At 37.9% G+C, this 15,006-nt stretch carries 11 protein-coding genes; 6 read left to right on the forward strand and 5 right to left on the reverse strand.

The genetic code is table 11. The annotated features are described in order from the left end of the window. Window positions 1-75: 75 nt before the first annotated feature. Window positions 76-2,682 (forward strand): type I DNA topoisomerase, encoded by a 2,607-nt coding sequence (topA, locus tag KP710_RS00755; protein WP_111407428.1) that lies wholly within the window; start codon window positions 76-78, stop codon window positions 2,680-2,682. A gap of 95 nt (window positions 2,683-2,777) precedes the next feature. Here the strand turns inward: topA and KP710_RS00760 are convergent, their stop codons facing one another. Beyond that, window positions 2,778-3,260 (reverse strand): Dps family protein, encoded by a 483-nt coding sequence (locus KP710_RS00760; RefSeq protein ID WP_111407427.1) that lies wholly within the window; start codon window positions 3,258-3,260, stop codon window positions 2,778-2,780. Window positions 3,261-3,533: 273 nt separating this feature from the next. On the opposite strand from KP710_RS00760, the gene cdd reads away from it, so the two are divergent. Beyond that, window positions 3,534-4,412 carry a cytidine deaminase gene (gene cdd / locus KP710_RS00765; RefSeq protein ID WP_111407426.1) on the forward strand — a complete coding sequence of 293 codons (879 nt, stop codon included), beginning with the start codon at window positions 3,534-3,536 and terminating at the stop codon, window positions 4,410-4,412. Between the two features lie 93 nt (window positions 4,413-4,505). Here the strand turns inward: cdd and KP710_RS00770 are convergent, their stop codons facing one another. The 3 genes from KP710_RS00770 to ttcA form a co-directional block, all read right to left on the reverse strand. Beyond that, a complete protein-coding gene (locus tag KP710_RS00770; RefSeq protein ID WP_005631673.1) occupies window positions 4,506-4,715 on the reverse strand; it encodes a TOBE domain-containing protein in 210 nt (69 codons plus the stop codon). A 107-nt stretch (window positions 4,716-4,822) separates the two neighbouring features. Next, window positions 4,823-5,152 (reverse strand): TusE/DsrC/DsvC family sulfur relay protein, encoded by a 330-nt coding sequence (locus KP710_RS00775; RefSeq protein ID WP_111407425.1) that lies wholly within the window; start codon window positions 5,150-5,152, stop codon window positions 4,823-4,825. Window position 5,153: 1 nt separating this feature from the next. Continuing rightward, on the reverse strand, window positions 5,154-6,095 hold the full coding sequence (gene ttcA / locus KP710_RS00780) for a tRNA 2-thiocytidine(32) synthetase TtcA (protein ID WP_111407424.1): 942 nt from the start codon (window positions 6,093-6,095) through the stop codon (window positions 5,154-5,156). Window positions 6,096-6,421: 326 nt separating this feature from the next. Between ttcA and KP710_RS00785 the strand changes: the two genes are divergently transcribed. Further along, window positions 6,422-7,210: a helix-turn-helix transcriptional regulator gene (locus KP710_RS00785; RefSeq protein WP_243583117.1), complete on the forward strand. Its 789-nt coding sequence runs from the start codon at window positions 6,422-6,424 to the stop codon at window positions 7,208-7,210. Here the strand turns inward: KP710_RS00785 and KP710_RS00790 are convergent. Next, a complete protein-coding gene (locus KP710_RS00790) occupies window positions 7,207-7,764 on the reverse strand; it encodes a YbhB/YbcL family Raf kinase inhibitor-like protein (RefSeq protein ID WP_215770844.1) in 558 nt (185 codons plus the stop codon). The two genes, KP710_RS00785 and KP710_RS00790, sit on opposite strands and share 4 nt — an antisense overlap. Window positions 7,765-8,256: 492 nt before the next feature. On the opposite strand from KP710_RS00790, the gene mukF reads away from it, so the two are divergent. From mukF to mukB, 3 genes are all read left to right on the forward strand, one after another. Beyond that, a complete protein-coding gene (gene mukF, locus KP710_RS00795) occupies window positions 8,257-9,591 on the forward strand; it encodes a chromosome partition protein MukF (protein ID WP_111407421.1) in 1,335 nt (444 codons plus the stop codon). Window positions 9,592-9,739: 148 nt separating this feature from the next. Then, a complete protein-coding gene (gene mukE, locus KP710_RS00800; protein WP_005637804.1) occupies window positions 9,740-10,474 on the forward strand; it encodes a chromosome partition protein MukE in 735 nt (244 codons plus the stop codon). Continuing rightward, window positions 10,474-15,006, forward strand: coding sequence for a chromosome partition protein MukB (gene mukB, locus KP710_RS00805; RefSeq protein ID WP_111407420.1), 4,533 nt, complete (start codon window positions 10,474-10,476; stop codon window positions 15,004-15,006). Before mukE ends, mukB begins: the two co-directional genes overlap by 1 nt.

Below are 15,006 nucleotides of genomic sequence, written 5' to 3' on the forward strand. Positions count from 1 at the left end.
AATGCTTGATTTTGCCTACATAACTTTGCACTATACCCCCAATTTTACAAAATTCTAGTGATATTAGGTAATCAAATGAGTAAATCCTTGGTGATTGTGGAGTCGCCGGCAAAAGCAAAGACCATTAATAAATATTTAGGTAGCCAATATGTGGTGAAATCGAGTGTTGGACATATTCGTGATTTGCCGACGGTTGGTTCTAGTACAGGTGAAAAAGCTAAACCAATTTCAACCAAAGGTATGGATGCCGAAGAAAAAGCAAAAATTAAGGCTGAAAAGGAACGTAATGCCTTAGTTAAACGTATGGGAATTGATCCTTATCACGATTGGAAAGCAAATTATCAGATTTTGCCTGGTAAAGAAAAAGTGGTTTCCGAATTAAAATCGCTTGCTAAAAAAGCAGATCATATTTATCTCGCAACCGACTTGGATAGAGAAGGGGAAGCGATTGCATGGCATTTACGCGAGGTGATTGGTGGCGATGATGAGCGCTTTAGCCGAGTAGTGTTTAACGAAATCACTAAAAATGCCATTAAACAGGCTTTTGAAAAGCCTGAACAATTAAATATGGATCGCGTTAATGCACAACAAACTCGTCGCTTTTTAGATAGAGTAGTGGGCTTTATGGTGTCGCCATTACTTTGGAAAAAAGTCGCGCGCGGGCTTTCTGCTGGTCGAGTTCAATCGGTTGCGGTTAAATTATTAGTAGAACGCGAGCGTGAAATTAAAGCCTTCCAGCCTGAAGAATATTGGGAAGTTGCCGTCCTTACGAATAATCAGAATAAACAAGCTATACGCTTAGATGTCACGGATTATAAAGGTAAAAAATTTGATCCAAAAAATCAAAAAGAAGCACAAAGTGCGGTAGATTTTCTTAATGTTTCAGATTACGTTGTCACAGATTTGGAAACTAAGCCGACAAGTTCTCGTCCTCGTGCGCCATTTATTACGTCAACACTTCAACAAACTGCAAGTACTCGCTTGGGATTTGGTGTTAAGAAGACAATGATGTTAGCCCAACGTTTATATGAAGCGGGTTACATTACTTATATGCGTACGGATTCAACCAATTTGAGTCAAGATGCGCTTAATATGGCACGTAGCTATATTGAAAATCATTTTGGTGCACAATATTTACCAGAAAAACCAAATTTCTATTCTAGTAAGGAAAATGCGCAAGAGGCGCATGAGGCTATTCGTCCATCAGACATTCGAGCATTGCCTGAATCTTTAGAGGGAATGGAAAAAGATGCGGTACGCCTTTATGATTTAATTTGGCGTCAATTCTTAGCATGTCAAATGCCGCCAGCACAATATGATAGTAGTACATTGACTGTTTCTGCTGGCGATTATACCTTAAAAGCAAAAGGCAGAATTTTACGTTTTGATGGTTGGACAAAAGTATTACCACAGATAGGCAAAAATCCTGAAGATCAAGAATTACCTTTAGTTACTGTTTCAGAAAAACTTGCTTTAAAAGAAGTCCAACCCACTCAACACTTTACTAAACCACCAGCTCGTTTTACTGAAGCGGCTTTAGTAAAAGAATTGGAAAAACGTGGTATTGGCCGACCTTCTACTTATGCGGCAATTATTTCTACTATCCAAGAACGTGGCTATGTTCGTACTGAAAATCGTCGTTTCTATGCAGAAAAGATGGGCGAAATTGTGACTGATCGCCTCAATGAGTCTTTTGGTGAATTAATGAATTACGATTTCACCGCGAATATGGAAGATACCTTAGATAAAATTGCCTCCGGTTCAGTGAATTGGAAAACTGAATTGAATCAATTCTTTAAGGATTTTTCTAACCAGCTTTCTAAAGCTGAATTGGATGAACTTGAAGGCGGCATGCGCCCCAATAGCCTTGTGGAAACCGATATTAAATGCCCAACCTGTGGTAGAAAAATGGCAATTCGTACGGCAAGTACAGGGGTATTTTTAGGGTGCACGGGTTATGCATTGCCGCCAAAAGAGCGGTGCAAAACGACGATTAATTTAATTCCTGAAGCAGAATTATTGAATGTTTTAGATGAATCTTCAGAAACCAAAGCATTAATGGATCGTAAACGTTGTACAAAATGTGGAACGGCAATGGACAGCTATATAATCGATGCCCATCGTAAGATCCATATTTGTGGTAATAATCCAAATTGTGATGGATATTTGATTGAAGAAGGTTCATTCAAAATTAAAGGCTATGATGGCCCTGTTGTTGAGTGTGATAAATGCGGTGCGGATATGCATTTAAAACTTGGTCGTTTTGGCAAGTATATGGGATGTACAAATTGCGATAACACGCGCAAAATTTTGAAAAATGGCGAAGTCGCCCCACCAAAAGAAGAGCCAGTACATTTCCCTGAGTTAAAATGCGAAAAATCTGATGCATATTTTGTATTGCGTGATGGTGCGAGTGGTGTATTTATGTCAGCGCATAACTTCCCGAAATCACGCGAAACACGCCCAGTTAAAATCGCTGAACTAGTGCAATATCGCGAGCGTTTACCTGAAAAATTAGCTTATTTAGCAGATGCCCCACAAAAAGACCCAGAAGGGAATGAAGCGATTGTTCGTTTTAGTCGTAAAGAGAAGAAACAATATGTGACTTCTGAAAAAGATGGGAAAGCGACGAAATGGATTGTTGATTTCACCAATGGAAAATGGGTTGAACGAAAAAAATAAGAAGAAAAGTGCGGTAAATCACCGCACTTTTTAGTATATAAAGAAGAAAAAATAAAAGCCCGCAATGGCGGGCTTATTCGATAGAACTTTATAAATTAAGCATGACAGGTTTGACAAGCTGCTTGGAACATCCACACTAATTTTTCTTGTTCTTTAATGTAATCACTCATTTGTGAAGCGGTACCTTCATCATCTGCTTCACCTGCTAGAGTAAGAATTTCACGTTGTTGTTCTAGTAGTGTTTTTAGGCCTTGTAATGTACCTGATAAACATTCTTGTGCACCGCTTACAGCGATATCTTCTTTAATGCGTGAAATTTCTAAATACTGGCTATAAGCATTATTCGGTACATAGCCTAATGTAAGAATACGTTCTGCAACTTCATCAACTTTGGTGATTAAATCGGTATAAATTTCTTCAAATTTTGCATGTAATTCGAAGAAATTTACACCTTTAATATTCCAGTGGTAGCCACGTACATTTGTGTAGAAAACTTGATAGGTGGCAAGTAATTCATTTAGTTTATTTGCTAATTCAGCTGATTGAACTTTATCTAAGCCTATTGATGTTTTTGACATAGTATTTTCCTTCTATCAATGTTAATAATTTGAGCTAATGCTCTCCCTTTGTTGAGAGTCATTATACGTCCCTAAAATATACTGTGAAATTGTTCTATTCAATAAAATTGATAGTTATTAGCTATATGTTAATAAAATGTAATAATTTAAATCTATCAAATTAAGTGATCCAGATCACAGTTTTAAGGAATATTTAGTGAGACACTCGCAGTAAGTAATAAATTTTGTTCTAATAAGTAACATGTATTTTCGATGTTTTAAAAAGGATAATTTATGCAAGAACTTATAAAAAATGCATTACCACAAGAAAATATAATGAATCAAGCGATTGTAGAAGCACTTCGTTTACAACATTGGGCAGGCTTTTTAAGCCACTCACAAGTGTTACAACTTTGTCGTGATTTTGAATTAACACCATTAAAACTTGCGATACATTTATTACCAATTGCGGCCTGTTATAGCCATACAGCAGTTTCTCATTTTAATGTTGGTGCAATAGCGATTGGTGAACGAGGAGATTTTTATTTTGGTGCCAATCAAGAATTTGCAGGAAAAGCGATTCAACAAACTATTCATGCGGAGCAAAGTGCGATTAGTCATGCCTGGTTACGTAATGAAAGCCGAATTACGGATATAGTGGTGAATTATACGCCTTGTGGTCATTGCCGCCAATTTATGAATGAATTAGATAGCGCTGATAAACTATCAATTCACTTACCACATAGCCAAAATAATTTATTGCATACTTATTTACCTGATGCATTTGGTCCTAAAGATTTAGATATCGAAACACATCTTTTAGCGAAAGAAGAGCATCATTTAGCAGCAGACTCCCAAGATCCGCTTATAAATCATGCAATTTTAGCCGCTAACCAATCCCATTGTCCTTATTCGCATAGTCCACACGGTATTGCGATTTTATTTAAAGATGGAGATATCGTAACTGGACGCTATGCGGAAAATGCTGCATTTAACCCAAGTTTACCCGCTTTGCAAACTGCGCTTAATTTTGCTTATTTAAATGATAAAAAATTAAGTGAAATTGAAAGGGTTGTGATGGTTGAAAAAGCACTTACACTAAGTCATCGAGTCATGGCAGAATCTTTATTATTGGGGCTGTCAGCAATTAAATTAGAATATATCGCATTATAGAAATTTAAAGAACTATCTTGTCATTATTATAAATATATGAAAAAGCCGCACTTTAAAAGTACGGCTTATTAAGTTCTATCTTTATGGAAGAAATTATTCCACACCAACCATTACAGAAGTTGCTTTGATGATTGCGTACGCTTCTTTACCAACTTCTAAGTTTAATTCTTTAACTGCTGCTAAAGATACAGTAGAAGAAAGTACGTTACCGCCACCGATATCAATGTGAACGATCGCGTTTACTGAACCGTTTTCGATTGAAACAACTTTACCTTTTAATTGGTTTCTTGCACTAATTTTCATAACATTTCCTTGTTAGTTGGGGTTTGAAAGAGCCTATATATTATCTTACAAAAAGCCAGTCGTAAATAAACCTAGAGTTTAAAACTCTCAAAAAATTGACCGCACTTTTATAGGCATTTTGCAGGTTTCGGCAAGCCTGCTAGTTTTGTAGCTTGTTTTGCGGGGCCTTCAGGAAATAAGCGTTGCAAATAACGGCTATTACCTTTATCTGCCCCAAGCTTTTCTGCCATTGCTTTTACCAACATACGGATGGCTGGGGAGGTGTTATATTCTTGATAAAAGTCTCGTACAAAGTAAATCACTTCCCAATGGGCATCTGTTAATTCAATATTTTCTAACTGCGCAATAGAACGAGCGACATCTTCGTTCCATTGTTGGCTATTAAGCAAATAACCATCTTTATCAGTTTTAACTTCTATTCCATTGATATTCAACATATTAATTTACTTCTTTAAAGTTAATCATTTCGTTGTTTGAAAAATCTGTTTGATCTTCATCCTCAAATTGCATTGGCGTGATTCGTTCTTCATCAAATGCGGTATCGCCTTCAATGCCATCAATTAGTTGGCCATGTTTGATTCCTTTGAAATCAAATAATTTTGGATCACACATATGTGACAATGTAATGTTTTGCATTGCGCTGAACATAGTTTCTAAGCGTCCCGGATATTGGCGATCCCAAGTATTAAGCATTTCTTTTACCACTTGGCGTTGAAGATTTGGTTGTGAGCCACATAGGTTACAAGGAATAATCGGAAATTCCTTCGCGATAGCATATTTTTCAATGTCTTTTTCTTTGCAGTAAGCAAGCGGACGAATCACAATTTGTTTGCCATCGTCAGAAATCAATTTAGGTGGCATGGATTTCATTTTGCCGCCATAAAACATATTTAAAAATAGTGTCGCTAACATATCGTCTCGGTGGTGTCCTAAAGCAATTTTGGTTGCACCAAGTTCTGTGGCAGTACGGTATAAAATTCCACGACGTAGGCGAGAGCAGAGTGAACAAGTGGTTTTTCCTTCTGGAATTTTTTCTTTCACAATTCCGTAAGTATTTTCTTGTACGATTTTGTAATCTACGCCAATGCTTTCTAAATATTCAGGCAATACATGTTCTGGAAACCCCGGTTGTTTTTGATCAAGGTTTACCGCAACAATATCAAATTTAATCGGCGCACTTTGCCGTAAATTCAACAAAATATCGAGAAGCGTATAACTGTCTTTTCCTCCGGACAAACACACCATGACTTTATCGCCATCTTCGATCATTCCAAAATCTGCAATAGCATTACCTACGTTGCGGCGAAGACGTTTTTGTAATTTATTGAAATTATAGGTTTGTTTTTTTTCTTGTTGGGCTAACTGGGTTAATTCGCTCATTCTGTTATCTTTAGTTATTCATGAAAGGCGCACATTATACGTGAAAAATCAGATCAAGATCGCATTTTCCTAAAATTTAGGAGTAATATGTTCTTAAACTGTAGAAGATTAGATCTTAGCTGACAATAATGACATTCTATAAACAAGTTAGATTCTCTGTAATCTTCTACATCTATTTGATTACATAACTGAACGATAATTTTATCTGTATAGGTAGCAGATTATTCTAAATGCTCCTTCATTTAGAAATTGGGAGAGTGTTTAGCATAATCTAGAATACCCATAAAAAATTACTTAAAATGACCGCACTTTTACAAGGAATTTTTATGCCCATTCGTCCTAATTTTGCTGAAAAAAGTACCATTATACAACGACATAAATTGAAACTAGATAAATCCTATTTTACGCAACCTACCGTTATTTGGGTTCTGCGCGGTCGGAAAATTTTACGTTGGATAAATGGAGAGAAAATTATCCAAGCTGGTGAAATGGTAATGTTGGCAGGAAATCAACGCTTTGATGTGATTAATGAACCTGATGAACTAGGTGTATATCAAGCGGATTGGTTATCTATTGATAATGCAGTGGTTGAGAGATTTTTTGGGTTGCTTTCGGAGCCAAAACCCTTTGAAAGCCTGTTTCACTTGCCTGCACATCCTTTTATACAGCAAGCTTTTTCGATTGTTTCAAAAGCACTTTCCAGTGATGAAATTCCTGATCGTATTGTGGAAATTCGCTTGTGGGAATTGCTAGCTTGGTTGTCGGAACAGGGTGGTGTATTTAATCCATTTTCTACACCATCCTTAAAGTGTCAAATTAGTAAGAAAATTTCAGAAAATTTTGAGTATCACTGGAAAATTGGAGACATTGCAAAATTGTTAAATATCAGTGAAGCTACATTGCGCCGTCATCTCTCTGCAGAAAAAACATCGTTTCGGGAAGTATTAACAACAGTTCGAATGATGAGAGCGTTGAATTTGTTACAACTCACTCAACGCCCAATTTCACAAATCGCCTATGAAGTTGGCTATGAAAGTCATTCACGTTTTTCCGTGAAATTTAAACAACATTTTGGTTGTTCTCCGTTAGAGGTTCGGCAATCGAGTGCTGTTTAACGACTATGTTCCACAATAATAGAAGCTTCGGCAATGGCATTAGCTTTAGTAAAATAACCGACTACAGCAGGCATTGTATCTGCCGTCACATTTGGCAAGGTTTCTACACTTACTGCTGTGACTTTAATTTCGTAACGATGTTTTTGTCCTGCGGGTGGACAAGCTCCGCCAAAAACTGGCGCGCCAAAATCAGTGCGAGTTTGCAGCGCACCTTGTGGTAAATTAGTACCATCAGCTTTAATGCCTTCAGGAAGAGCGGTCGTTTTTGCAGGAATATTTACAACTATCCAATGCATCCAGCCAATGCCTGTTGGTGCATCTTTATCATAGATCGTTACTACAAAACTTTTCGTCCCTTTCGGAGCATTCGCCCAAGATATTGCTGGTGACAGATTTCCTCCATCGCAACCAAAATCATAATCGGCACTTAACAAGTTTTTAGCGTGAAATCCGTGTTCAGGTAAATCTGGCACATTAATGCTAAAAACTGATGCGTTTGTACAAGATGTACCAGCAATAAGCAAACAAAATACTGTTGAGATCATTTTTTTCATGATTTTTCCTTTTCTGATGATGTACATGAGGTATCAGTATAGGAAATCTTATTAACTAAAACTGTGCAAAAACGCTCAAATATTTTTTATTTCCAATATTTTTTGAAGATTTTCGAAAAATTAACTTCTTTCTTTTATTTTACCAACTACCACTTTTCACAGTAGAAATCTCCTGAAATGAATTATCTAAAGTATTATATTTTTAGAAATCTATAAATATCTTTATTTTTTAATAGGTTACAAAGTATCAGTCTATATGTGTTCGAAAAAATAAAGTATGAAAAGTAAATTCACAATCGTTTCTTATTCCAATGAATTTAGAAATGAGTTATTGATAGATTTAATGAGTGGCCAATAAATAGGTAATATTTGTGTTTCTCCTGTATGAAAAATAGGAAAGTGCGGTCAATTCAAAAGAAGATTTTTAAGATCCGCAAAAAATCCTGTATAATCTTTCCAATTTTTTGTTCAATTTTAACGCTTTGCAATTCAATGATTGAAACATCCCAAACTATTCCTGAACTCGTCTCTTGGGCAAAAGATCGCGAGTTTTCTTTGAATTTACCTACCGAGCGCTTGGTTTTCCTGCTAGCGATTGCAATTTATAACAACGAACGTTTAGACGGCGAAATGTTAGAAGCCGATCTTGTGGATATTTTCCGCCACACGATGAATGCTTTTGAGCAATCTACGGATGCCATTGCAACACGAGCGAATAATGCAATTAATGAATTAGTGAAACAACGTTTGTTAAACCGTTTTAGTAGCGAATTTACTGAAGGCTTGGCGATTTATCGTTTAACGCCATTAGGTGTTGGCGTGTCGGATTATTACATTCGTCAGCGTGAATTTTCCGCATTACGTCTTTCTGTACAACTTTCGATTGTGGCAGATGAAATTCAACGCGCTTCTGATTCTGCAGAAGAAGGCGTGGAGAATAATGAAAGTGAACATTATTGGCGTCGTAATGTGTTTGCGCCATTAAAATATTCCGTTGCGGAGATTTTTGATAGCATCGATCTTTCACAACGCATTATGGATGAAAACCAGCAAAGTATTAAAGATGAAATTGCAGAGCTTCTTACTAAAGATTGGCAAGCGGCGATTTCAAGCTGTGAACGTTTATTAGATGAAACATCTGGGAATTTGCGCGAATTGCAAGATACGCTAAATGCGGCAGGGGATAAACTTCAAGCGCAATTATTGCGTATTCAAGATTGTGTGATCGGGCGTGATGATTTGTATTTTATCGATCAATTAATTACCGATTTACAATCTAAACTTGACCGAATTATTAGCTGGGGGCAACAAGCCATCGATTTATGGATTGGTTATGACCGCCATGTACATAAATTTATTCGTACTGCTATTGATATGGATAAAAATCGCGTGTTCTCACAACGTTTACGTAATTCTATTCATCACTATTTTGATCATCCTTGGTTCTTATGGACCGCGCAAGCTGAGCGTTTAGTTGATCTGCGCGATGAAGAAATGGTGTTGCGTGAAGATGATGCTTTAGGTGAATTGCCAGAAGAATTGCAATACGAATCCCTTTCAGATTTACACGATCAAATTGTAGAGCATATGCAAGGCTTACTGATTGCTTATCGTGAAAATAACCGTCCGATTGATTTGAGTTTAGTGTTAAAAGAACAACTGGAAAATTATCCACTTTCTCGTCATTTTGATGTGGCTCGAATCATTGTTGATCAAGCCGTGCGTCTTGGTATGGCAAATGATGATTTATCGGGTATTTATCCAAATTGGCAAGCAATTAATAAACGTGGCGCAGAAGTGCAAGCGCATGTGATTGATAAGTATTGATTTTAAGATAATTTAAAAGCTAATTTCGACGGAATTACTTCTGTTAAATGTGCCCAAAGCCTTTTTAGCAAAGAGGGGCTAGGGGAGATTTGGCAATAATGATTAACGAAGAAAGTAACTGAATAAAGTTTTAATAGAGAAATAACCTATGACAGACAACCTTCAAGATGTAATTTCCCCAAAACTCGCTGTGGCGATTGCAAATCCAATATTTCCAGCGGTAGATAGTCTATTGCGCTCAGGTCGCCATATCAGCACAGAGCACTTAGATAATCACGCATTTTTAATGGATTTCCAAAATGAATTAGACGGATTTTATCGTCGCTATAACGTGGAACTAATTCGTGCTCCAGAAGGATTTTTCTATCTTCGTCCGAAAGCAACGACATTAATTGCGCGTTCTGTGCTTTCTGAGTTGGAAATGCTTGTTGGTAAAGTGCTTTGTTATCTTTATTTAAGCCCAGAGCGTTTAGCCCAACAGGGTATTTTTAGTACGCAAGAAGTGTATGATGAATTATTAAATCTTGCTGATGAAGGAAAATTATTAAAAGCAGTTAATCAGCGTTCAAGTGGTTCTGACTTAGATAAACAAAAATTGGCAGAAAAAGTGCGGGCTGCAATTGGTCGTTTACGTCGTTTAGGTATGATTCAAACTGTTGGCGAACAAAATAGTGGGAAATTTACGATTTCTGAATCTGTATTTCGTTTTGGTGCAGAAGTGCGTAGCGGAGATGATCCATTAGAGGCTCAAGCTCGACTCATTCGTGATGGGGAAGCTGCAACACCAGAATCCTTAGCGTTGGAAAAACAAGCGCAATTAATGGAAAACGATACGGAAAGTGCGGATGAAATTGACGAAGAATTTGACGGAGAACAAGAATAATGTCTGATGTTTTTGAATTAGAAAATGAAATCGAATTAGAGAGCGATGAAGTCATTATGGAAAATGAAAACGTCGAAGAAATTGTTGAAGCACCAATGCCTTTTAGCATAACTGCAAACAATGGTGTAGAGCGTGGTAAATTCCGTTCTTTAACCTTAATTAACTGGAATGGTTTTTTTGCGCGTACTTTCGATTTAGACGAATTAGTTACCACGCTTTCTGGGGGGAACGGTGCAGGTAAATCAACTACAATGGCTGGGTTTGTGACCGCATTAATTCCTGATTTGACCCTTTTACATTTCCGTAATACAACAGAGGCTGGTTCTACAGGCGGTTCTCGCGATAAAGGTTTACATGGTAAATTGCGTCCGGGTGTTTGTTACGCGGTATTAGATACCATTAATTCTCGCCATCAACGTATTCTTGTTGGTGTGCGTCTGCAACAAATTGCGGGTCGTGATAAAAAAGTTGATTTAAAAACGTTCTCAATTCAAGGTGTCGAATTATCTCAAAATCCAACCGCACTTTTCACTGAAACCGTGGGCGAACGTCAAGCACGCGTACTTAATTTAAACGAACTCAAAGATAAAATTGAAAATATCGGTGCACAATTTAAACAATATCATTCCATCACCGATTATCACGGCATGATGTTCGATTTAGGTATTATTCCGAAACGTTTACGATCAGCATCAGACCGAAGTAAATTCTATAAACTTATCGAAGCGTCTTTATACGGTGGTATTTCCAGTGCAATCACACGTTCTTTACGTGATTATTTATTGCCAGAAAATTTAGGTGTGCGCAAAGCTTTCCAAGATATGGAAAGTGCATTGCGTGAGAACCGTATGACTTTAGAGGCGATTAAGGTCACGCAATCAGATCGCGATTTATTCAAACATTTAATTACTGAAACCACCAACTATGTTGCTTCGGACTATATGCGTAATGCAAATGAACGCCGTGGCAATATTGAGGCTGCATTAGAATCTCGTCGCGAGTGGTATAAAGCAAAGGCAGAGCAGAATTTATCTCAACATCGTTTAGTTGATTTAAGTCGAGAAGCGGCAGAATTGGCAGAAAATGAACGCACTTTAGAAGTTGATCACCAAAGTGCGGTTGATCATCTTAATTTAGTGTTAAATGCTTTGCGTCACCAAGAAAAAATCACGCGTTATCAAGATGATATTGCAGAACTCACCGAGCGTTTAGAAGAACAAAAAATGGTGGTTGAAGATGCGAATGATGCGTTAGAAGAAAGCCAAGCCCAATTTGAACAAACCGAAATTGAAATTGACGCTGTACGAGCTCAATTAGCAGATTATCAACAAGCATTAGATGCCCAACAAACTCGCGCACTTCAATATCAACAAGCCATTGCAGCTCTTGAAAAAGCGAAAACATTATGTGGTTTAGCAGATTTAAGTGTTAAAAATGTAGAAGATTATCACGCAGAGTTTGAAGCCCATGCAGAAAGTTTGACGGAAACCGTACTTGAGCTTGAGCATAAAATGTCTATTTCTGAAGTAGCAAAATCTCAGTTCGATAAAGCGTACCAATTAGTATGCAAAATTGCGGGTGAAATGCCTCGTTCTGCAGCCTGGGAAAGTGCGAAAGAATTATTACGTGAATATCCAAGCCAAAAATTGCAGGCACAACAAACGCCACAACTTCGCACAAAATTACATGAACTTGAGCAACGTTACGCACAACAACAAAGTGCGGTCAAGTTACTTAATGATTTTAATCAACGTGCTAATTTAAGTTTACAAACGGCAGAAGAATTAGAGGATTATCACTCAGAGCAAGAAGCGTTAATCGAAGATATTTCTGCTGAACTTTCAGAACAAGTGGAAAACCGTTCTACGCTTCGTCAAAAACGTGAAAATTTAACCGCACTTTATGATGAAAATGCGCGTAAAGCTCCAGCATGGCTGACAGCTCAAGCTGCATTAGAACGTTTGGAACAACAAAGTGGCGAGACGTTTGAACATAGCCAAGATGTGATGAATTTTATGCAATCACAACTTGTGAAAGAGCGTGAACTCACGATGCAACGTGATCAACTTGAACAAAAACGTTTGCAATTAGATGAACAAATTTCTCGTTTAAGTCAGCCTGATGGTTCAGAAGATCCGCGTTTAAATATGTTGGCAGAACGTTTTGGTGGTGTACTGCTTTCAGAGCTTTACGATGATGTAACCATTGAAGATGCGCCTTATTTCTCCGCACTTTACGGGCCTGCACGTCATGCTATTGTTGTGCGTGATCTCAATGCCGTGCGTGAACAACTTGCGCAATTAGAAGATTGCCCAGACGATTTGTATTTAATTGAAGGCGATCCTACCGCATTTGACGACAGCGTATTATCCGCACAAGAACTTGAGCTAGGTGTTGTCGTGCAAGTTTCAGAGCGTGAATTACGCTATTCAAGATTCCCTGAAATCCCGTTATTGGGGCGTGCAGCACGTGAAAAACGTTTAGAAGAATTACAAATTGAACGTGATGAAGTGGCAGAACAACATGCCCAAATTGCGTTTGATGTACAAAAATGCCAACGTTTACACGAACATTTCAGCCAATTTGTTGGGTTGCATTTGGCGCTTGCGTTCCAGCCAAATCCAGAAGAGCTAATGTCTGAGATTAATCGAGAACGTAGTGAAATTGATCGTGAATTAAACCAATTTAATAGCGGCGAACAACAATTACGCATTCAATTAGATAATGCAAAAGAAAAACTGCAGTTACTCAACAAGTTAATTCCACAACTAAATGTATTAGCTGATGAAGATTTAATTGATCGTATTGAAGAATGTCGTGAGCAATTAGATATTGCAGAGCAAGATGAATATTTTATTCGTCAGCATGGCGTAACGTTGTCACAATTAGAGCCTATAGCCAATAGTTTACAAAGTGATCCAGAAAATTACGAAGGATTAAAAAATGAATTAACTCAAGCGATTGAGCGTCAAAAACAAGTTCAACAACGTGTATTTGCGTTAGCTGATGTTGTACAACGTAAACCGCATTTTGGTTATGAAGATGCAGGGCAGGCTGAAACTTCTGAACTTAACGAAAAACTTCGCCAACGTTTAGAACAAATGCAGGCACAACGAGATACGCAACGTGAGCAAGTTCGTCAAAAACAAAGTCAATTTGCTGAATATAATCGCGTATTGATTCAATTACAAAGTTCTTACGATAGTAAATATCAGCTCTTAAATGAATTGATTGGAGAGATTAGCGATCTTGGTGTAAGAGCTGATGATGGTGCAGAAGAACGTGCACGTATCCGTCGTGATGAATTACATCAACAACTTTCAACAAGCCGTCAGCGTCGTTCTTATGTAGAAAAACAACTGACATTAATTGAAAGCGAAGCGGACAACTTAAATCGTCTTATTCGTAAAACCGAACGTGATTATAAAACTCAACGTGAATTAGTTGTAGCCGCGAAAGTGAGTTGGTGTGTGGTTTTACGTTTATCCCGCAACTCTGATATGGAAAAACGCCTCAATCGCCGAGAGCTCGCTTATTTATCTGCAGATGAGTTACGTTCAATGTCGGATAAAGCATTAGGTGCGTTGCGTACAGCAGTGGCGGATAATGAATATCTACGTGATAGCCTAAGAGTGTCAGAAGATAGTCGCAAACCTGAAAATAAAGTGCGGTTCTTTATTGCGGTGTATCAGCATCTACGTGAACGTATTCGCCAAGACATCATTAAAACGGATGATCCAATTGATGCCATTGAACAAATGGAAATTGAGCTTTCTCGTTTAACGGCTGAATTAACTGGCCGTGAGAAAAAATTGGCAATCAGTTCTGAAAGTGTTGCAAATATTATGCGTAAAACGATTCAGCGTGAACAAAACCGTATTCGTATGCTCAACCAAGGTTTACAAAACATTGCGTTTGGTCAGGTGAAATCTGTTCGTTTAGTAGTGAATATTCGTGATACCCATGCCATGTTGTTGGATGCGCTTTCTGGTCAGCAAGATGAATATCAAGATTTATTCAACGATAACCGCATCACCTTCTCTGAAGCCATGGCGAAGCTCTATCAACGCATCAATCCACATATTGATATGGGGCAACGCACAGCGCAAACAATCGGTGAAGAATTGTTAGATTACCGTAATTATCTTGAACTTGAAGTAGAAGTATTCCGTGGTGCTGATGGTTGGTTACGTGCAGAAAGTGGCGCACTTTCTACTGGTGAAGCTATCGGTACAGGTATGTCAATTCTCTTAATGGTTGTTCAAAGCTGGGAAGAAGAAAGCCGTCGAATTCGAGGTAAAGATATTGTGCCTTGTCGCTTGTTGTTCTTAGATGAAGCAGCGCGTTTAGACGGTAAATCTATTTCTACTTTATTCGAGCTTTGCGAACGTTTAGATATGCAGTTGCTTATTGCGGCGCCAGAAAACATTAGCCCGGAAAAAGGTACAACCTATAAACTCGTGCGTAAAATCGCAGGTAACCAAGAGCACGTACATGTTGTTGGTTTACGCGGATTCGGTGCGACAGAATAA

The sequence above is a fragment of the Haemophilus sp. SZY H35 genome (assembly GCF_018829705.1).
Classification (GTDB): Bacteria; Pseudomonadota; Gammaproteobacteria; order Enterobacterales; family Pasteurellaceae; genus Haemophilus; species Haemophilus haemolyticus_K.

Bases quoted from the DNA above. Each gene is read 5' to 3' on its own strand.
- KP710_RS00775 (WP_111407425.1), bottom strand. From the start codon at position 5,152: ATGTTGAATATCAATGGAATAGAAGTTAAAACTGATAAAGATGGTTAT.
- KP710_RS00790 (WP_215770844.1), bottom strand. From the start codon at position 7,764: ATGAAAAAAATGATCTCAACAGTATTTTGTTTGCTTATTGCTGGTACA.
- mukE (WP_005637804.1), top strand. From the start codon at position 9,740: ATGACAGACAACCTTCAAGATGTAATTTCCCCAAAACTCGCTGTGGCG.
- KP710_RS00770 (WP_005631673.1), bottom strand. From the start codon at position 4,715: ATGAAAATTAGTGCAAGAAACCAATTAAAAGGTAAAGTTGTTTCAATC.
- cdd (WP_111407426.1), top strand. From the start codon at position 3,534: ATGCAAGAACTTATAAAAAATGCATTACCACAAGAAAATATAATGAAT.
- mukB (WP_111407420.1), top strand. From the start codon at position 10,474: ATGTCTGATGTTTTTGAATTAGAAAATGAAATCGAATTAGAGAGCGAT.
- KP710_RS00760 (WP_111407427.1), bottom strand. From the start codon at position 3,260: ATGTCAAAAACATCAATAGGCTTAGATAAAGTTCAATCAGCTGAATTA.
- ttcA (WP_111407424.1), bottom strand. From the start codon at position 6,095: ATGAGCGAATTAACCCAGTTAGCCCAACAAGAAAAAAAACAAACCTAT.
- mukF (WP_111407421.1), top strand. From the start codon at position 8,257: ATGATTGAAACATCCCAAACTATTCCTGAACTCGTCTCTTGGGCAAAA.
- topA (WP_111407428.1), top strand. From the start codon at position 76: ATGAGTAAATCCTTGGTGATTGTGGAGTCGCCGGCAAAAGCAAAGACC.
- KP710_RS00785 (WP_243583117.1), top strand. From the start codon at position 6,422: ATGCCCATTCGTCCTAATTTTGCTGAAAAAAGTACCATTATACAACGA.